Source organism: Pseudomonas sp. BCA17 (assembly GCF_004519405.1).
Taxonomy (GTDB): Bacteria; Pseudomonadota; Gammaproteobacteria; order Pseudomonadales; family Pseudomonadaceae; genus Aquipseudomonas.
Genome location: NZ_SGWI01000005.1, coordinates 166,742 through 186,454 on the forward strand (window position 1 = coordinate 166,742; position 19,713 = coordinate 186,454).

The 19,713-nt window shown below is 62.1% G+C and carries 13 protein-coding genes; 7 read left to right on the forward strand and 6 right to left on the reverse strand.

The window, feature by feature from the left end:
* Nucleotides 1-15 precede the first annotated feature (15 nt).
* The 4 genes from treC to EXW71_RS19360 all read left to right on the forward strand — a co-directional run bounded on the left by treC (nucleotide 16) and on the right by EXW71_RS19360 (nucleotide 5,954).
* Nucleotides 16-1,662, forward strand: coding sequence for an alpha,alpha-phosphotrehalase (gene treC / locus EXW71_RS19345; RefSeq protein WP_134660175.1), 1,647 nt, complete (start codon nucleotides 16-18; stop codon nucleotides 1,660-1,662).
* Between the two features lie 71 nt (nucleotides 1,663-1,733).
* Nucleotides 1,734-2,954 carry a carbohydrate porin gene (locus EXW71_RS19350; RefSeq protein ID WP_134660174.1) on the forward strand — a complete coding sequence of 407 codons (1,221 nt, stop codon included), beginning with the start codon at nucleotides 1,734-1,736 and terminating at the stop codon, nucleotides 2,952-2,954.
* Nucleotides 2,955-3,138: 184 nt separating this feature from the next.
* Nucleotides 3,139-5,676 carry a phosphoenolpyruvate--protein phosphotransferase gene (gene ptsP, locus EXW71_RS19355; RefSeq protein ID WP_134660173.1) on the forward strand — a complete coding sequence of 846 codons (2,538 nt, stop codon included), beginning with the start codon at nucleotides 3,139-3,141 and terminating at the stop codon, nucleotides 5,674-5,676.
* Between the two features lie 2 nt (nucleotides 5,677-5,678).
* Nucleotides 5,679-5,954: a PTS transporter subunit EIIB gene (locus tag EXW71_RS19360; protein WP_134660172.1), complete on the forward strand. Its 276-nt coding sequence runs from the start codon at nucleotides 5,679-5,681 to the stop codon at nucleotides 5,952-5,954.
* Between the two features lie 53 nt (nucleotides 5,955-6,007).
* Here EXW71_RS19360 and mltF read toward each other — a convergent pair whose 3' ends face one another.
* Entirely contained in the window at nucleotides 6,008-7,468 is a 1,461-nt protein-coding gene (gene mltF, locus EXW71_RS19365; protein WP_123715360.1) for a membrane-bound lytic murein transglycosylase MltF, read from the reverse strand.
* Between the two features lie 287 nt (nucleotides 7,469-7,755).
* Here mltF and purL point away from each other — a divergent pair, with 287 nt between their 5' ends.
* The 3 genes from purL (at nucleotide 7,756) to EXW71_RS19380 (ending at nucleotide 12,475) form a co-directional block, all read left to right on the forward strand.
* A complete protein-coding gene (gene purL / locus EXW71_RS19370; protein ID WP_134660171.1) occupies nucleotides 7,756-11,652 on the forward strand; it encodes a phosphoribosylformylglycinamidine synthase in 3,897 nt (1,298 codons plus the stop codon).
* Nucleotides 11,653-11,656: 4 nt separating this feature from the next.
* Nucleotides 11,657-11,968 carry an NGG1p interacting factor NIF3 gene (locus EXW71_RS19375; protein ID WP_123715362.1) on the forward strand — a complete coding sequence of 104 codons (312 nt, stop codon included), beginning with the start codon at nucleotides 11,657-11,659 and terminating at the stop codon, nucleotides 11,966-11,968.
* Between the two features lie 222 nt (nucleotides 11,969-12,190).
* Nucleotides 12,191-12,475 (forward strand): hypothetical protein, encoded by a 285-nt coding sequence (locus tag EXW71_RS19380; RefSeq protein WP_134660170.1) that lies wholly within the window; start codon nucleotides 12,191-12,193, stop codon nucleotides 12,473-12,475.
* Nucleotides 12,476-12,535: 60 nt separating this feature from the next.
* On the opposite strand, the gene nagE is transcribed toward EXW71_RS19380, so the two are convergent.
* From nagE to EXW71_RS19405, 5 genes are read right to left on the reverse strand one after another with little or no spacing between them, the layout of a single operon-like run.
* Nucleotides 12,536-14,242, reverse strand: coding sequence for an N-acetylglucosamine-specific PTS transporter subunit IIBC (nagE, locus tag EXW71_RS19385; RefSeq protein ID WP_134660169.1), 1,707 nt, complete (start codon nucleotides 14,240-14,242; stop codon nucleotides 12,536-12,538).
* 27 nt (nucleotides 14,243-14,269) lie between these two features.
* Complete coding sequence (ptsP, locus tag EXW71_RS19390; protein ID WP_134660168.1) at nucleotides 14,270-16,780, reverse strand: phosphoenolpyruvate--protein phosphotransferase; 2,511 nt, start codon at nucleotides 16,778-16,780, stop codon at nucleotides 14,270-14,272.
* A gap of 36 nt (nucleotides 16,781-16,816) precedes the next feature.
* Complete coding sequence (locus EXW71_RS19395) at nucleotides 16,817-17,827, reverse strand: SIS domain-containing protein (RefSeq protein ID WP_123715365.1); 1,011 nt, start codon at nucleotides 17,825-17,827, stop codon at nucleotides 16,817-16,819.
* A complete protein-coding gene (gene nagA / locus EXW71_RS19400; RefSeq protein ID WP_134660167.1) occupies nucleotides 17,820-18,926 on the reverse strand; it encodes an N-acetylglucosamine-6-phosphate deacetylase in 1,107 nt (368 codons plus the stop codon). The genes EXW71_RS19395 and nagA overlap by 8 nt, the downstream gene beginning before the upstream one ends.
* Before the next feature lie 10 nt (nucleotides 18,927-18,936).
* Nucleotides 18,937-19,695 carry a GntR family transcriptional regulator gene (locus tag EXW71_RS19405; protein WP_123715367.1) on the reverse strand — a complete coding sequence of 253 codons (759 nt, stop codon included), beginning with the start codon at nucleotides 19,693-19,695 and terminating at the stop codon, nucleotides 18,937-18,939.
* Nucleotides 19,696-19,713: the final 18 nt, after the last annotated feature.

A 19,713-nucleotide genomic window follows, 5' to 3' on the forward strand; every position in this document is an offset into this window, starting at 1 on the left:
ACTGAAGGAGTCCCCATGCAAGACTGGCAGCACTCGGTGATCTACCAGATCTACCCCAAAAGCTTCCACAGCCACGCGGGTAACGCCACCGGTGACCTGCTGGGCATCGTGGACAAACTCGACTACCTCAAATGGCTGGGTGTGGATTGCCTGTGGATCACGCCGTTCCTGCGTTCGCCGCAACGCGACAACGGCTACGACATCAGCGACTACTACGCCATCGATCCCAGCTACGGCACCATGGCCGACTGCGACCTGCTGATCAGCGAAGCGGCCAAGCGCGGCATCAAGCTGATGCTGGATATTGTGGTCAACCACACCTCCATCGAACATGAGTGGTTCCAGCAAGCGCGCAGCAGTCTCGACAACCCATACCGCGACTTCTACATCTGGCGCGACCAACCGAACAACTGGGAATCCAAGTTCGGCGGCTCGGCCTGGGAGTACGAAGCGCAAACCGGCCAGTACTTCCTGCACCTGTTCGACCACACCCAGGCCGACCTCAATTGGGATAACCCCAACGTGCGCGCCGAGGTGTACAAGCTGATGCGCTTCTGGCGCGACAAAGGCGTGGGCGGTTTCCGCCTGGACGTGATCAACCTGATTTCCAAGCCCGCCGATTTTCCCGAAGACACCAGCGATGGCCGGCGCTTCTACACCGACGGCCCCAACGTGCACGAATACCTGCAGGAAATGCACCGCGAAGTCTTCGAAGGGCATGCACTGATCAATGTCGGCGAGATGTCGTCCACCAGCCTTGAACACTGCATCCGCTACTCGCGGCCAGAGTCGAAAGAACTGTCGATGACTTTCAACTTTCATCACCTGAAAGTCGATTATCCGAATTTGCAGAAGTGGGTGAAGGCCGACTTCGATTTCCTGCAACTCAAGCAGATCTTTTCCGACTGGCAACTGGGTATGCAGGCCGGTGGCGGCTGGAATGCGCTGTTCTGGTGTAACCATGACCAGCCGCGAGTGGTCTCGCGTTTTGGTGATGACGGCGAGCACCGCGTGGTCTCGGCCAAGATGCTCGGTACCGCGTTGCACTTCCTGCAGGGCACGCCGTTTGTGTACCAGGGCGAAGAACTGGGCATGACCAATCCGGGCTTCGACAGCATCTCGCAGTATCGCGATGTGGAGACCCTGAACATCTTCCGACTCAAGCGTGATGCCGGTGAGTCCGAGGCATCGAGCATGGCGGCGATCATGCAGAAGTCCCGTGACAACGGGCGCACACCAATGCAGTGGAATCAGGAGGCGAATGCCGGTTTCAGCACGGGTGAACCCTGGATCGGCATTCCGGCCAATGCGGCGCAGATCAACGTTGCCAGCCAATTGGATGACCCGGATTCGGTGCTGCATCACTACCGTGCGCTGATCGCTCTGCGTCGCCACGAGCCGCTGATTCAAGAAGGCGTTTACCGCCCACTGTTGCAAGACCACCCGCAAGTCTGGGCCTACGTGCGCGAAGGCCAGGGCGAGCGCTTGCTGGTACTCAACAATTTCTATGGCGAAAGCTGCGAAGTCCTATTGCCGGAAGGTGTCATCGGCACAGCGACTGAGCAACGCCTGCTGATCAGCAACTACCCCGACTGCCCGCCGCGTTCGAGCAGGGTGGCGTTACGCCCTTATGAATCGTTTGTGCTGCACCTCAAGGAGTGAGACCCGCTGGAACCCCTGTATGGGAGTGCAGGGGCGCTGCAAAAAACATAATAAAAATAGTGGAGTGCTTCATGAAAACAACAATAAAGCTGGGCCTCATTGCGTCGTGTCTCACCGCCCCATTTGCCGCTCAGGCCCTGGAGTTCGCCGGTTACCTGCGCAGCGGCGCGGGCACCTCAACAGGCAGTGGCAAACAGCAGTGCTTTCAGTTGCCGGGGGCGCAAACGAAATACCGTTTGGGGAACGAATGCGAGCAGTACGCCGAGCTCGAATTGCGCCAGGATGTGCTCACCCTTGATGACGGCTCGGTGCTTAGCGTCGATGCGATGGCGTCTCTCTACAACAAGTACGACCGTGCCCTGAAATTCCAGGGCGAAGACAATGGTTCGGCGCGCATGCCGCAGATGTATGCGCAGTGGTCCAACTTGCCCAGCCTCAATGGCGGCTCGCTGTGGGCGGGGCGGCGTTACTACAAACGTAACGACATCCACATCTCCGACTTCTACTACTGGAACCAGAGCGCCACGGGTGGCGGCGTCGAGGACGTATTGATCGGCGACCTCAAATACAGCTATGCCCTCTCGCGCAAGGACAACCTGTACCAGAAGGAATACGCCACCCGTCACGACTTCAACGTGGCGGGCTTCAAGACCAACCCTGGTGGTGAACTGGAGTTCGGCTTGAGCTACATCGACAAAGCCGGCGGTCGCGACGCCAACAGTGGGTGGGCGATCACGGCGCAGCATGTGCAAAAACCTTTCCTGGGTGGCAAGAACAAATTCGCCCTGCAATACGGCGAAGGCCCTGGCACCGGCCTCGGTTATACCGGCGATACGAGACTGGACAAGAGCAGCAAAAGCTACCGCGCCGTGGAGTTTTTCGACTGGCAGCTCACCCCGCGTTTCGGCGGGCAGGTCGAGGCGGTGTACCAGAAAGACATCCGTCCCGGCAGCCAGGACCAGACCTGGATGTCCATCGGCGTGCGCCCGGCGTATGCACTCAGCGAGCAATTCAAACTGGTCACCGAGCTTGGGCATGATCAGGTTGAGGCCACGGGTGGCACGCGCAAACTGAGCAAATTCACCTTCGCCCCGACCTGGTCGCCCAAAGGTCCTGAATTCTGGGCACGACCGGAGGTGCGCTTGTACTACACCTATGCAAGCTGGAACGAAGCGGCCAAGCGTGCGGCGAATGAGTTGGCGGCAGGTTCGGCGCTGTCCGACACCGGCGCCTACGGCACTGCACGGCATGGGTCGAACGTCGGTGTGCAGGTCGAATATTGGTGGAAGTGAATCCCTGGTGTACGCGGGATAAATGTGGGAGCGGGCTTGCTCGCGAAAGCGGTCTATCAGGCAACACAGGTATTGAATGCCCCACCGCATTCGTGAGCAGGCCCGCTCTGACACATTGATCGTCGTTCACCCGGGAATTTGCGTTCGCCCTATGATTTTTACAGAACAAACAGCAGGTGAAGTCATGACCACAACTCAACCCCTGGAACTGCTGGCGCCTTTGTCCGGCGTGCTGCTGGCGCTGGATCAGGTGCCCGACCCGGTGTTCGCCAGTCGCCTGATCGGCGACGGCGTATGCATCGACCCGACCTCGCAGACCCTCAGCGCGCCGTTGGCCGGGGTGATCAGCAATATCCAGGACAGTGGGCATGCCGTCAGCGTGACCGACGACAACGGCGTCCAGGTGCTGATGCATATCGGCCTGGACACCGTGAACCTGGCGGGCCAGGGCTTCACTCGATTGGTGCAGGAAGGCCAGCACGTGGCGGTCGGGCAACCTCTGATCGAATTCGATGCCGACTACGTGGCGCTCAATGCGCGTAGTTTGCTGACGCTGATGCTGGTCGTCAGCGGCGAGCCTTTCACGCTTTTGGCCGATGGCCAGGTGGAGGCAGGCCAGCCGCTGCTGCGGGTGTCACCTGCTCAAGCCGTTGACGAGGTTGTTGAGGAGGAGGGCGACGCACTGTTCTCCAAGCCGTTGACCTTGCCCAATGCCAACGGCCTGCACGCCCGCCCCGCGGCGGTGTTTGCCCAGGCGGCGAAGGGGTTCAAGGCGAGCATCTATTTGCACAAGCAAGTCCAGAGCGCTAATGCCAAGTCGCTGGTGGCGATCATGGCGCTGCAAACCGTACAGGGCGATACCTTGCAAGTGAGCGCCGCCGGAGAGGATGCCGAGGCAGCGATCAAGACGCTGGTGAAGTTGTTGAATGAAGGCTGTGGTGAGACGGTCGATGCGACGGACGAGGTGGCTGTCGAGGTGACTGAGCCGTTGGCTACGGCGGCGTCAGCCACATTATTGCGAGGCGTTTGTGCGTCGCCGGGGTCTGCGTTTGGCCAAGTGGTGCAGGTGGCCGAGCCTGCACTGACGATTACCGAACAAGGCGCCGGCGAAGTGGTCGAACGCGCAGCCCTGGAGCGAGGATTGCTGGCGGCAAGCGTCGCCCTGCAAACATTGCAAGACAACGCGGCAGGCAGTGCCCAGGTCGAGATTTTCCGCGCCCACCAGGAACTGCTCGAAGACCCGACATTGCTGGAACAGGCCCACGCTCTGCTGGCACAAGGCAAGAGCGCTGCATTCGCCTGGAACAGCGCCACGGTCGCCACCGGTAAGTTGTTCCAGGGCCTGGGCAGTGCCCTGCTCGCCGAACGTACGGCGGACCTCGTCGATGTCGGCCGGCGCGTACTGAAATTGATCCTCGGCATTGAGGACCGCGCCTGGGATTTACCCGAACGCGCGATCCTGATTGCCGAACAACTGACCCCCTCGCAAACCGCCGGCCTGGACACGCATAAGGTGCTTGGCTTCGTCACCGTCGGCGGTGGCGCGACCAGTCACGTCGCCATTCTCGCGCGGGCTTTGGGCTTGCCGGCGATCTGTGGCGTGCCGGTGCAGGTACTGGCATTGGCCAACGGCAAGCAGGTGCTGCTCGACGCTGACAAAGGCGAGTTGCACCTGGAGCCGAACCTGGCCGAAATCGAACAGTTGGAAACGGCGCGCCAGCAGCATGTGCACAGGCGTCAGCGTGACGTGACACAGGCGACCCTGCCGGCCGTCACCCGCGACGGTCATCACGTCGAAGTCACGGCTAACGTCGCCTCGTTGCAGGAGGTGGAGCAGTCCTTGACCCTGGGCGGTGAGGGCGTCGGCCTTTTGCGTTCGGAGTTTCTGTACCTGGACCGCAACCGCGCACCGAGTCCGCAGGAGCAAGCCGGCACCTATACCGCCATCGCCCGTGCCTTGGGCCCTGGGCGCAATCTGGTGGTGCGTACCCTGGACGTCGGTGGCGACAAACCGTTGGCCTATGTACCGATGGACAGCGAGGCCAATCCGTTTCTCGGCTTGCGCGGTATTCGCCTGTGCCTGGAGCGTCCGCAGCTGTTGCGCGAACAGTTGCGCGCGATCCTCGCCAGTGCCGGCCTCGCACGCCTGCATATCATGTTGCCGATGGTCAGCCTGCTGTCGGAGTTGCACCTGGCCCGCGCGATTCTTCAGGAAGAAGCGCTGGCGCTCGGGCTCACCGAACTGCCGAAGCTGGGCATCATGATCGAAGTGCCGTCTGCCGCCTTGATGGCCGATGTGTTTGCACCGCATGTGGATTTCTTTTCCATCGGCACCAACGACTTGACTCAATACACTTTGGCCATGGACCGCGACCACCCACGCCTGGCCAGCCAGGCCGACAGCTTTCACCCCGCAGTGCTGCGTTTGATCGCCAGCACCGTCAAGGCCGCCCATGCCCATGGCAAGTGGGTGGGCGTGTGCGGTGCCTTGGCGTCTGAGACGCTGGCGGTACCGATGCTGATCGGGCTGGGAGTGGATGAGTTGTCGGTCAGCGTGCCGTTGATCCCGACCATCAAGGCCACCGTGCGCGATCTGGACCTCGCCGACTGCCAGCTCATCGCCCGTCAGGTATTGGGCCTGGAAGAAGCCGCCCAGGTACGCGAAGCCCTGCGCCTGTTCCATGCGGCCACCGTTGAAACCTCACCTGTTGTGGAGCACTGAGTATGTTCGAGAAATTGCAGCGGGCGTTCTGGAAAGCCCTGACTCCGGATTTGATCGCCGAGACGGTGGTGGCGCCGACACAAAACCTGGTGTCTGACGATGTGCTGAGGGCCCTGGGTGGTGCACACAATCTCAACTCGCAACAGCGTGTTGCGCTGACACGGGTGCGGGTCCAGTTGAAGGATGCGGGGCAGTTGGATGAGACGGCGTTGAAGGCGGCGGGAGTGCCAGTGATGGTGTTGGCGGGCGGGGTGGTGCATCTGCTCACCGGGCTTTAGGGCGGGGGCAGGCCACCCTGGGCGAGGTGGTTCCCGGATTTGAAGAACCCTGATTACAACGGCGGGGTTTCTTCCGGCGGCTTGGTCTTGTCGATGCCCGGTACGTGCAAGTTGCCCTCGACCACCTGGTTGCCTTCCAACTGCGGTTGGGTTACCCAGGTCAGGATGTCGTAGTAACGGCGGATGTTCGCCACAAAGTGCACGGGCTCGCCGCCCCGGGCGTAGCCGTAGCGGGTCTTGCTGTACCACTGCTTCTGCGACAGGCGCGGCAGCATCTTTTTCACATCCAGCCATTTGTTCGGGTTCAGGCCTTCGCGCTTGGCCAGGGTGCGCGCATCCTCCAGGTGGCCCGTGCCGACGTTGTAGGCGGCGAGGGCGAACCAGGTGCGATCGGGTTCGGCGATGCTGTCGTCCAATTCATCCTTGATTTTCGCCAGGTATTTGGCACCGCCCATGATGCTTTGCTTGGCATCCAGCCGGTTCGACACGCCCATGGCCTGGGCGGTGTTCTGGGTCAGCATCATCAGGCCGCGCACACCGGTCTTGGAGGTGACGGCCGGTTGCCACATGGATTCCTGGTAACCGATGGCTGCCAATAGTCGCCAGTCGACTTTTTCTTCCTTGGCGTAGCTGCGAAAGTGTTTCTCGTATTTGGGCAGGCGCTGCTGCAGGTGTTGCGCGAAGGTGTAGGCGCCGACATAGCCGAGCACATCGACATGCCCGTAATAGCGGTCTTTCAGGCGCTGCAGGGTGCCGTTCTTCTCGACCTTGTCCAGGTAACTGTTGATTTCGTTGAGCAGACTGTTGTCATCACCTGCCGCCACGGCCCAGCTCTGGTTGCTGGCGTTGCCGAGGTCGAACGCCACGCGCACGTTGGGGAAGTACACCTGGTTCATCGCCACTTCGTTGGAGTCCACGAGGGTCAGGTCGATCTGGCCCTCGTCCACCATGCGTAGTAGGTCGACTACTTCAACGGCGTCGGATTCTTCGTATTCAATCGCAGGATTCTGCTTTTTAAGCGCCGCCAGTTGTTCGGCGTGGGTGCTGCCCTTGAGCACCATGATCTTCTTGCCGACCAGGTCTGCCGCGTTGGTCGGGCGCGACTGGCCGTTGCGGTAGATGATCTGCGGGGTCACTTCGAGGTAAGGATGGGAAAAACGTACCTGTTGCTGGCGCTGCTCGCTGCTGACCAGGCCGGCAGCGGCGAGAACCGGGCCTTTGGGTTTGCCCAACTGGCCGAACAGATCGTCGAGATTGTCGGCGGTCTCGATTTCCAGCTTCACGCCCAGTTCGTCGGCAAAGCGCTTGACCAGTTCGTACTCGAAACCGGTTTCACCGTTGCGGTCCTGGAAATAAGTCGCCGGGCTGTTGCGGGTAACCACCCGCAATACACCATCCTCCTTGATTCGCTCGAGCGTGCTGGGTTTATCAACACAGGCGCTGAGCAGCAGGAAGAGTCCGGTGACGAAGAGCCATTTGGCGCATCGCTGGCGCAAAGCAGTTGGGGAGAACATTGGCGCAGTATACGCAAACGGCCCTCGGCGCCATATCTCGACAGCGGGGGACTTGTCTGCTAGCGCCCGGAAAACCGGGCTGGACCCCGCAGAAACAAGGGTTGGCGAAGGTTTGTGACCGTTAAAATAACTGCGTGCACGCCTCTGCAAAACGCCCCGAGACCGTGCATTGCCTGCCAACTGACGTTCGGCAGCGGCCAGCCGTAGCGTTTCGGGTGCCGTTGGCGGCGGTTTACGCTAGAATGCACGGCCTCAAAGCACACCCCCTTCCCGAGGCTGTCCCGAAGATGTTGATCCTGCGCGGCGCTCCTGCCCTTTCTGCCTTTCGCCACAGCAAACTCCTTGAGCAACTGAGCCAGAAGGTTCCAGCTGTTACAGGCTTGTATGCTGAATTTGCTCACTTCGCCGACGTTACCGGCGTCTTGACCGCCGACGAACAGCAAGTGCTCGCACGCCTTCTGAAGTACGGCCCCAGCGTTCCCGTTCAAGAGCCGACCGGCCGCTTGTTCCTGGTCCTGCCACGGTTCGGCACCATCTCGCCCTGGTCGAGCAAGGCCAGCGATATTGCCCGTAACTGCGGCCTTTCGAGCATCCAGCGCCTGGAACGCGGTATCGCCTTCTACGTCGCCGGCCAGTTCAGCGATGCCGAAGCCGAGCTGATCGCCAGCAGCCTGCACGACCGCATGACCCAGATCATCGTCGGCCAGCTGGAACAGGCTGCCGGCCTGTTCAGCCACGCCGAACCCAAGCCGCTGACCGCGATCGACGTGATCGGTGGTGGTCGTGCCGCCCTCGAGAAGGCCAACACCGAACTGGGCCTGGCCCTGGCCGAAGACGAGATCGACTACCTGGTCAACGCCTTCAATGGCTTGAAGCGCAACCCGCACGACATCGAACTGATGATGTTCGCCCAGGCCAACTCCGAGCACTGCCGTCACAAGATCTTCAACGCCAGTTGGGACATCGACGGCGAAAGCCAGGAAAAAAGCCTGTTCGGCATGATCAAGAACACCTACGTGATGCACAGCGAAGGCGTTCTGTCGGCTTATAAGGACAATGCCTCGGTGATCGTCGGCTCTGTCGCCGGCCGTTTCTTCCCTGACCCTGAAACCCGCCAGTACGGCGCGGTGCAGGAGCCGGTGCACATCCTGATGAAGGTTGAAACCCACAACCACCCGACCGCGATTGCCCCGTTCCCGGGTGCAGCCACAGGTTCGGGCGGCGAGATCCGCGACGAAGGCGCCACCGGCCGTGGCGCCAAGCCAAAGGCGGGCCTCACCGGTTTCACCGTGTCCAACCTGCAGATCCCGGGCTTCGAACAGCCGTGGGAAGTGCCATACGGCAAGCCTGAGCGCATCGTCAACGCACTGGACATCATGATCGAAGGCCCGCTGGGCGGCGCGGCGTTCAACAATGAATTCGGGCGTCCGGCCCTGACCGGCTATTTCCGTACCTTCGAGCAATCCATCACCACCCCGCGTGGCGAGGAAGTGCGCGGTTACCACAAGCCGATCATGTTGGCCGGCGGCATGGGCAACATCCGTGAAGAACACGTCAAGAAAGGCGAGATCCTGGTCGGTTCCAAGCTGATCGTGCTCGGTGGCCCGGCGATGTTGATCGGCCTGGGCGGCGGCGCCGCTTCTTCCATGGCCACCGGCACCAGCTCGGCGGACCTGGACTTCGCTTCCGTACAGCGCGAAAACCCTGAGATGGAGCGCCGCTGCCAGGAAGTCATCGACCGTTGCTGGCAGTTGGGCGACAAGAACCCGATCAGCTTCATCCACGACGTGGGCGCTGGTGGTTTGTCCAACGCCTTCCCGGAACTGGTCAACGACGGCGACCGTGGTGGCCGTTTCGAATTGCGCAATATTCCAAATGACGAGCCGGGCATGGCCCCGCACGAAATCTGGAGCAACGAATCCCAGGAACGTTACGTACTGGCCGTTGGCGCTGAAGACTTCGCGCGCTTCCAGGCCATCTGCGAGCGCGAGCGTTGCCCGTTCGCCGTGGTTGGCGAGGCCACTGCCGAGCCGCAGCTGACTGTGACGGACAGCCACTTCGGCAACAGCCCGGTGGACATGCCGCTGGAAGTGCTGCTGGGCAAAGCCCCGCGCATGCACCGCTCGGCCGTGCGTGAAACCGAGCTGGGCGATGACTTTGATCCAAGCCCCCTGGACCTGGCCGACAGCATCGAACGCGTGCTGCACCACCCGTCCGTGGCGAGCAAAAGCTTCCTGATTACCATCGGCGACCGCACCATCACTGGCCTGGTGGCCCGTGACCAAATGGTCGGCCCGTGGCAGGTTCCGGTGGCCGACGTTGCCGTCACCGCCACCAGTTTCGACGTGTACACCGGTGAAGCCATGGCCATGGGCGAGCGTACCCCGCTGGCTCTGCTGGATGCCCCGGCGTCGGGCCGCATGGCCATTGGTGAAACCCTCACCAACATCGCTGCGTCGCGTATCGGTAAATTGTCCGACATCAAGCTGTCGGCCAACTGGATGTCCGCCGCTGGTCACCCGGGTGAAGATGCGCGCCTGTACGACACCGTTAAAGCGGTCGGCATGGAGCTATGCCCGGAGCTGGGTATCACCATTCCGGTGGGCAAGGACTCCATGTCCATGGCCACCCGTTGGAACGACAACGGCACTGACAAGAGCGTCACGTCGCCGCTTTCGTTGATCGTCACGGGCTTTGCACCGGTGACCGACATCCGCCAGACCCTGACCCCGCAGCTGCGCATGGACAAGGGCACCACCGATCTGATCCTGATCGACCTGGGCCGTGGCCAGAACCGCATGGGTGCATCCATCCTGGCGCAAACCCATGGCAAACTCGGCAAGCAGGCACCGGACGTCGATGACGCCGAAGACCTGAAAGCCTTCTTCGCCGTGATCCAGGGCCTCAATGCCGACGGCCACCTGCTGGCTTACCACGACCGCTCCGACGGCGGCCTGCTGACCACCGTTGTAGAGATGGCCTTTGCCGGTCACTGCGGCCTGAACATCGTGCTCGACAGCGTTGCCGAGGCGGCGGCTGAAATCAACGGCATCCTGTTCAACGAAGAGTTGGGCGCGGTGATCCAGGTTCGCCAGGACGCTACCCCGGATGTACTCGCACAGTTCAGCGCCGCTGGCCTGGACGACTGTGTGGCGGTGATCGGCCAGCCGGTCAACAACGGCGAAATCAATATCTCCTTCGATGGCGACACCGTGTTTGCCGGCCAGCGCCGCTTGCTGCAACGCCAGTGGGCCGAGACCAGCTACCAGGTCCAACGCCTGCGTGATAACGCCGACTGCGCCCAGCAGGAATTCGACGTGATCCTGGAGGAAGACAACCCGGGCCTGAGCACCAAGCTCAGCTTCGACGTCAACCAGGACATCGCCGCGCCTTACATCAAGAAAGGCATCCGCCCACAAGTGGCGGTGCTGCGTGAGCAGGGCGTCAACGGCCAGGTGGAAATGGCGGCCGCGTTCGACCGTGCCGGCTTCAATGCGATCGACGTGCACATGAGCGACATCCTCGCCGGTCGCGTTGACCTCAACGAGTTCAAAGGCCTGGTGGCTTGCGGCGGTTTCTCCTACGGCGACGTGCTGGGTGCCGGTGAAGGCTGGGCCAAGTCGGCCTTGTTCAACAGCCGTGCCCGCGACGCGTTCCAGGGCTTCTTCGAACGCAACGACAGCTTCACCCTGGGCGTGTGCAACGGTTGCCAGATGATGTCCAACCTTCACGAACTGATCCCGGGCAGCGAGTTCTGGCCGCACTTTGTGCGCAACCGTTCCGAGCAGTTCGAAGCCCGTGTCGCCATGGTGCAGGTGCAGGAATCCAACTCGATCTTCCTGCAAGGCATGGCCGGTTCGCGCATGCCGATCGCCATCGCTCACGGTGAAGGCCATGCCGAGTTCGCCAGCGAAGAAGCCTTGCTTGAAGCCGACCTGTCCGGTTGCGTGGCCATGCGTTTCGTCGACAATCACGGCAAGGTCACCGAGGCCTACCCGGCCAACCCGAACGGCTCGCCGCGCGGGATCACCGGTCTCACCAGCCGTGACGGTCGCGTCACCATCATGATGCCGCACCCGGAGCGTGTATTCCGCGCCGTGCAGAACTCGTGGCGTCCGGAAGAGTGGAACGAAGATGGCGCCTGGATGCGCATGTTCCGCAACGCCCGCGTATGGGTGAACTAAGGCCGTGTACAAGCTTGCCTTCTTTGTGCCCGCAAGCCACGTGGAGACGGTAAAAACCGCCGTCTTCGCCGCTGGTGGCGGGCGCATTGGCGACTACGACAGCTGCGCCTGGCAAGTGCTGGGCCAAGGCCAATTCCGCGCGTTGGACGGCAGCCAGCCGTTTCTCGGGCAGGTGGGCCAGGTTGAAGTGGTTGAAGAGTGGAAGGTTGAGCTGGTGGTGGCGGATGAGTTGATCGTGGCTGTTGTGGCTGCGCTCAAACTCAGCCACCCGTACGAAACGCCGGCGTATGAGGTGTGGCAGTTGGCGGACTTTTGATTCGCACGCTGCATAAACAAGAAACCCGCTGGGCCAGTTTGGTCAGCGGGTTTTTTGTTGGCGTTGAAATCCCATCGCCGGCGCTTGATCTGGCTGTTGATATCGACGCCCGTACCTTTTCCACTTGTCGGATTACTTCGCACACCTGTTAACTTTGACAGTTACGGCAGGCGTTCCAGTCATGTTTATTAGCCTTTCATCTAACGCAAAAGGAGAAGTGACATGTCAGTTTCTATCATCAGAGTCGCCGATGGGGGAACCGCCATCCCGAACCCCGGCACGACGCCTGCCAGATCGCTCAGAATTGTCGGAGAGTCAACTGTGGCCGATCAATACATCAAGATCACTGACGGTGTTGGCGGGCCCGTTCTAGTGATTTCCAAGGAACCTGTGAATGGTGGTTTTTCTCTTGAGGTCTCTAACCTGAAGGCAATGACTTACCATTTCGTGGCTTCGACGCGAGGTGACACTCATCATTCAGCGCCATGGGTGGTAACAGTAACGTAGTCATGACCACTGATCATTCCTACCCGTGTGGGTGGGAATGACCTGCGGTCGCCTGAAAGGCTAAGCTCTTGCGTTGACTACACGGCCACTGACCAAGCGCTCCAGTGCCTCACCCAATCCTGAAGCTTTGTCACCAATCAGCAAGTGCCAGATACCGCTATCGAGTTGGCTCACGCCTTGGCAACCCAGCGCAGTCAGGTCCGCTTCCGACAACACTGAATCATCCCCCAACTCCACCCGCAACCGCGTCATCGCCACCGCTTCCAACTGCCGCACATTGGCCCGGCCACCCAACGCATTCAGCCATTTCTCGGCTTCCTGCACGTTCACTGTCACCGGTTTATCCACAGGCGAAACCTTCGCCGGCACGCTGGCAGCAAACGAAGGCATGGCCAACCGAATCTCATCGGCGATGCTGTCGGCCATCGGGCCAACTACCACCTGCAGACTCCCGCCGTTACCCGGCCGCACGACAGCCATGGCGCCCAGTGCTTTGAGTTGCGCATCCACCGCCTTGTTGCGATCCACCATGTCCAGCCGCAGGCGCGTGGTGCAGGCGCCGACGCTCAGCAGGTTCTCTGCGCCGCCCAAGGCCTGGATGTAAGCCGTAGCGCGTTGGTTGTCACTCATCGCTTCGGCCTGCGCCACCTGGATATCTTCACGGCCTGGCGTTTTCAGGTTGAACCGGCGAATGCAATAGTTGAACACGCTGTAGTAGACCACCGCGTATGCCAACCCCACCGGGAACACCAGCCAGCCGTTGGTGGATTTGCCCCAACCCAGCACCATGTCGATAAACCCACCGGAGAAGGTAAAGCCCAGGTGAATGTTCAACATATTGGTGACGGCCATCGACAGGCCAGTCAGTACGGCGTGTATCAGGTAGAGGAATGGCGCGAGGAACATGAACGCGAACTCAATCGGCTCGGTCACTCCAGTCAGGAACGAAGTCAGTGCCATCGACAGGAAAATCCCGCCCATGACCTTACGGCGTTCCGGCAAGGCGTTGCGGTACATCGCCAGGCACGCGGCAGGCAGGCCGAACAGCATCACCGGGAACATGCCGGTCATGAACTGGCCGCCTTTGGGGTCGCCGGCGAAATAACGGGTGAGGTCGCCGGTCACGACCGCGCCGGTGGCCGGGTCGGTAAAGCTGCCGAACACGAACCACGCCATATTGTTGAGGATATGGTGCAGGCCGGTGACGATCAGCAGGCGGTTGAACACGCCGAAGACGAACGCGCCGAAGCTGCCGCTTTCCATCAGCAGCACGCCAAAACTGTTGATGCCATGCTGGATCGGCGGCCAGATCAAGCCAAAGATGACGCCCAGCCCGACCGCACTGAACCCGGTCACAATCGGCACAAAGCGTCGCCCGCCGAAAAACGCGAGGTACTCCGGCAGCTTGATGTCCTTGAAACGGTTGTACAGCCCGCCGGCCATCAGACCGCTGGCGATCCCGGCGAGCATGCCCATGTTGATGCTGGTGTCCATCACCTTGAGGGTGGAGATCATCACCAGGTAACCAATCGCGCCGGCCAGGCCCGCCGTGCCATTGTTGTCACGGGCAAAGCCTACCGCGATGCCGATGGCGAAGATCAGCGCCAGGTTGGCGAATATCGCCTGACCGGCGTCGTGCATCACCGCAATATTCAAAAGATCGGTGTCGCCCAGGCGCAGCAAGAGGCCGGCAATCGGCAAGATCGCAATCGGCAGCATCAATGCGCGGCCCAGGCGTTGCAGGCCTTCGATAAAGTGTTGGTACATGGCGTGTCTCCTTTTTTCTTGTTGTTGTCAGCTCAGCGGCCAGTGGTGTTGACAGGCTTGGCGAACCGCCCTGGCGCTGCTCAGGTCGAGCAGGCCCTGGCTCAGTTGCCGGCATTGCGCCGCGTCCAGATGCCGGACGCGGTCCTTGATTTCTCCGATCTGCAGCGGGCTCACCGACAGCTCGCTGACGCCCAGGCCGACCAATACCGGCGTGGCCAGCGGGTCGGAGGCGAGGGCACCACACACGCCAACCCAACGCCCATGTTTGGCCGCGCCGGCGCAGGTCTGGGCGATCAATCGCAGCAGGGCCGGATGCAGGGCGTCGACCCGGGCGGCAAGGCCGGCGTGGTCGCGGTCCATGGCCAGGGTGTATTGGGACAGGTCGTTGGTGCCGATGGACAGGAAGTCCGCATGCTCGGCCAGTTGTTCGGCCATCAGCGCGGCGGCCGGCACTTCGATCATCACGCCCAGTTCCGGGCGCAAGGTCAGTTCCAACGCTGTGCATAACTCATCGAGGCGCTGGCGGATCTGCAGCAGTTCGTCGACTTCGCTGACCATCGGCAGCAGGATGCGGCAGCGCTCCAGCGGGCTGACTTGCAGCAGGGCACGCAGTTGCTGGTCGAGCAGTTCCGGGCGCACCTGCGCCATGCGGATGCCGCGCAGGCCCAACACCGGGTTGGCTTCGGCAGGCAGCGGCAGGTAATCGAGCTGCTTGTCGCCGCCCACGTCGATGGTGCGGATGATCACCGATTTATCGCCCATGGCATCCAGCACGGCTTGATAGGCCTGGCGTTGTTCCTGCTCATCCGGCGCGGTACGGCGGTCGACGAAGAGGAACTCAGTGCGCAGCAGGCCGACGCCGTCGGCGCCGTTTTCAAAGGCCACCTGGGCCTCGGCGCTGGAAGCGACATTGGCCGCAATTTCAATGCGCACGCCATCGGTGGTGCGCGCAGGTTCCCGGGCCTGAGCCTGTTGCTGCTGGCGACGCGCCTTTTGTGCCTCGCGAAGCTGGTGCACTTCGGCGTGGCGCGCTTCGCTGGGCGCCAGTTCCAGGCGGCCGTTGGCGGCGTCGAGTACGACGCGTTGACCTTGAGGCACGTCGAGTACTTCGCTGCCCAGTGCAACCACACAAGGCAGGCCTTTGCCACGGGCCAGAATGGCCACGTGGGAGGTGGCGCCGCCTTCGGCCATGCAGATGCCGACGGCGTTCTGCGCGCTCAATTGCAGCAGGTCGGAGGGGGTCAGCTCATGGGCGCTGACAATCGCGCCGGCGGGCAGTTCGAAGTGCCAGGCTTCGCCCAGCAGCGCACGCAGCACGCGTTGCTGCAAATCCCGCAGGTCGTTGGCGCGCTCGGCAAACAACGGCTTGCCCAGGGCCAGCAGCACGGCGCACTGCGCCTGGATTGCGTCGCGCCAGGCGTGGGTGGCGGCACTGCCGTGTTCGATGGCACGGGTGGCGGCTTCCAGCAGGGCCGGGTCTTCGAGCAGGGCGAGGTGGGCGGCGAAGATGTCTTCTTCTTCGATGTTCTTGCGCTGTCGGGCATGGTCCAAAGTGCCGCGGATTTCAACGCGTACCTGTTCCAGCGCGGCGTCCAGCCGGCGCAATTGTTCGTCGGTGCTGTGGTTGCCGGGGTCGTGCGGCAGCTCGATGCCGGCCAGACGGAACAACGGTCCGCAGACCAGGCCCGGCGCTGCGCACACACCTTGCAGTACCCCGGCTTCGGTGTTTGCCCGACGGGGCGTAGCGACGGCCGGCGCGTGGTGTGCCTCTTTAACGCTGGCGGACAGCGCGGCGACCAACGCCTGCACGGCCGCCTCGGCGTCTTTGCCGCGACAGCTCACCCTGACCTCATCGCCTTCGCCAATGCCCAGCCCCAACAAGCCGATAAGGCTGTCGCACGCGGCGTACTTCTCATCGAAGTGTAGATGGGCCGTGCTGCTGAAACCCTGCGCGGTCTTGCGGATCAACGCGGCGGGGCGGGCATGCAAACCGCCACGGTGAGTAATGCGCACGCTGGCGCCGGCCTCCAGGACGGAGTTATCCACAGCCGTTTCAGCCGCTGTCGTCGAGCGTGCGGTGATCTGCAACAGCGGCTGGCCGACTTTGACCTTTTGCTCCGCGACAGCGCGTGATTCAAAGTGCTCGCCATTGGTCAGAATGATCAGGCTGACCAGGCTTTTGCACTGGCGCGCAATGCGGTCCAGATCAAACTGCACCAGTGCCTGGCCCTGCTTCACCCGTGCGCCGTTCTCGACCAACAGCGCAAAGCCTTCGCCGTTGAGTTCTACCGTGTCGATGCCCACATGCATCAAGACTTCGGCGCCATTCTCGGCGCGGATCGTCAGTGCATGCCCGGTGCGGGCCACATGGATGATCACCCCGTCACACGGCGCGTGCAGGCAATCGTTCAGCGGGTCGATGGCAATCCCATCGCCCATGGCGTGGCTGGCGAACACTTCGTCGGGAATGTTGCCCAGGGTCAGTACCGGCCCGCTGAGGGGGGCGCTGAGGGTCAATGCATTATTATTGTTGGACATGGGCACGGTACTCATCAGGAAAACGCTGCAAACCACTCAGTGAGTGCGGGTGACTTTGCTCAAGTGACGCGGCTGGTCCGGGTCCATGCCCCGGGCAACTGCCAGGCCTGCGGCCATCACGTAAAAGCTCTGGATCGCCAGGATCGGATCCAGGCTCGGGTGTTCGGCGCGGCTCAGGGTCAGGTCGCGTTCGGCAATATCGTCCGGCGCGGCCAGCAGCACACGGGCGCCGCGCTGGCGCATATCGGCGGCCAGGCTCAGCAGGCCGGCCTGTTCGGCTCCACGTGGGGCGAACACCAGCAAGGGGTAGTTCTTGTCGATCAAGGCCATCGGCCCGTGGCGTACTTCGGCGCTGCTGAAGGCTTCGGCCTGGATCGCCGAGGTTTCCTTGAGCTTGAGCGCGGCTTCCTGGGCGATGGCAAACCCTGCGCCACGGCCGATCACCATCAGTTGCCGGCAGTCGCGCAGGGCGTCGATAGCCAGGCGCCAATCCTGCTGGGCGGCTGCACGCAGTTCGCCAGGCAAGGCGCGGCAGGCTTGCAGCAGGTCGTCTTCCTGGTTCCAGTGGCCGATCAGCAACGCGCTGGCACTCAATGTGGCGATAAAACTCTTAGTGGCGGCAACGCTTTGTTCCGGCCCGGCGCACAGCGGCAGATGGAATTCGCAGGCGGCTTCCAGCGGCGAGCCTTCGGCGTTGACCAGCGAGATGCTCAGGGCTCCGCGTTTGCGCAGCAGGCGCAGGCTGTTGACCAAGTCCGGGCTCTGACCGGATTGAGAAAAACCGAACGCCACCTGGCCGCTGACTTTCAACGGTGCCTGCAACAGGGTCACCACCGACATCGGCAACGAGGCCACCGGGATGCCCACGTGCTGCATAGTCAAGTACGCAAAGTAACTGGCGGCGTGGTCCGAGCTGCCACGGGCGATGGTCATCGCCACTTGTGGCGGCTGGCGGCGCAGGCGGCCGGCGACTTCTTCGAGCAGCGGGTCCAGGCGTTGCAGTTGTGCCGCAACGGCGTCGCACGAGGCCAGTGCCTCTTCAAGCATTTTTGAAGTCAATGGTTTCTCCTTCGACCATTACGTCGGTCAGATGCAGGGAGCGGTCCAGGCGCACGCAGTCGGCAAAACTGCCGGGTTGCAGGCGCCCGCGTTCTTCGATGCCCAGGTAGTCCGCAGGAAACTGCGACAGGCGTTGTGAGGCTTCGCTGATAGGCAGGCCGATTTTCACCAGGTTGCGCAGCGCCTGATCCATGGTCAGGGTGCTGCCGGCGAGGGTGCCGTCGGCCAGGCGCACACCGCCCAGGCATTTGGTCACGGTGTGGCTGCCCAGCTTGTATTCGCCGTCGGGCATACCGGCGGCGGCGGTGGAGTCGGTGACGCAGTAAAGGCATGGGATTGCACGCAGGGCCACGCGCATCGCGCCGGGGTGGACGTGCAGCAGGTCCGGGATCAATTCGGCGTACTTGGCATGGGCCAGCGCGGCGCCGACGATGCCCGGCTCGCGGTGATGCAGCGGGCTCATGGCGTTGTACAAATGAGTGAAGCTGGTGGCCCCGGCGGCGAGGGCGGCGACGCCTTCTTCGTAGCTGCCCAGGGTGTGGCCGATTTGCATACGCACGCCGCGCTCGCTGAGTGCGCGGATCAGGGCGTCATGCCCGGCGATCTCCGGGGCGATGGTGATCACGCGGATCGGCGCCAGGCGCAAGTAGGCTTCCACTTCGGCCATCAGTGCGGTGTGGGCAAAGTTGGGTTGGGCGCCGAGTTTTCCCGGATTGATGTAGGGGCCTTCCAGGTGCACGCCGAGCACTCGGGCTGCACCCGCAGGACGCTGCTCACAGAACGTGCCGAGCTGGCCGAGCACACGGGAGATTTCGTCTACCGGCGCAGTCATGGTGGTGGCCAGCAGCGAGGTCGTACCAAATCGCACGTGGGTGCGGGTGATGGTCTCGAAGGCATCGCTGCCTTCCATGATGTCCGCGCCGCCGCCGCCGTGTACGTGCAGGTCGATAAAGCCCGGTAACAGGTAGGGCAACGCGTTTTGCGCCGGGTCGCATGGTGTGCCTTCGATGGCGACTACCTTGCCGTATTCGTGCACCAGGCGGCCGCGAATCCAGCCGCTGGGCGTAAGGATGTTGTCTTCGGACATGGGCAGTTCTCTAAGGCCGCAACTCGGCGGCAAAGTCATACCTGCGCAGCTCTGCTACGAAGTCGTAGTAGTCGTTGCGGCAATAGGTGTCGGTGATTTCAATCGGGGTGTTGTCGGCGGTGTAGCCGACCCGAGTCATCAGCAGCATGGCGGTGCCAGGGGCAATGCCCACCAGCTTGGCGAACTCGTCGGAAGCGTTGATCGCCTGGATATGCTGCAGGGCGCGCACGATGGGTTTGCCGATGCCTTCGAGGTATTCGTACAGCGAATTGCCGATGGCCTGCGGGTTCGGCAGTACCGACGCGGGCATGGCGGTCATTTCAATCGCCATCACGGTGTCATCGGCTTTGCGCAAACGCTTGAGGCGCGCCACTTTGTCGGTGGGCGACAGCGCCAGGCGGATCAGCTCTTCGTGGGTTGGCGGGGTGATTTCACGCTCCAGCCATTGGGAGCTGGGCACAAACCCCTTGAGCCTTAACATCTCGCTGAAGCCCGACAGGCGTGACAGCGGCTGTTCCAGGCGCGGGGTGATAAAGGTGCCGGAACCCTGGCTGCGGCGGATCAGGCCCTGGGCCAGCAGCACTTCCAGGGCTTTACGGGCGGTGACCCGCGAGATGCCCAGTTGTTCGCTGAGTACGCGTTCCGACGGCAGCGCCTGTTCGGATTTCCACTGGCCGGCATGGATCGCCGCTTCCAGATTGCGCGCCAATTGCAGGTACAACGGCGTGGATTGTTTGTCGTCGGGGCGCAGGGTCAGGATGGCGTTCATCTGTCAGGTGTCCGATGC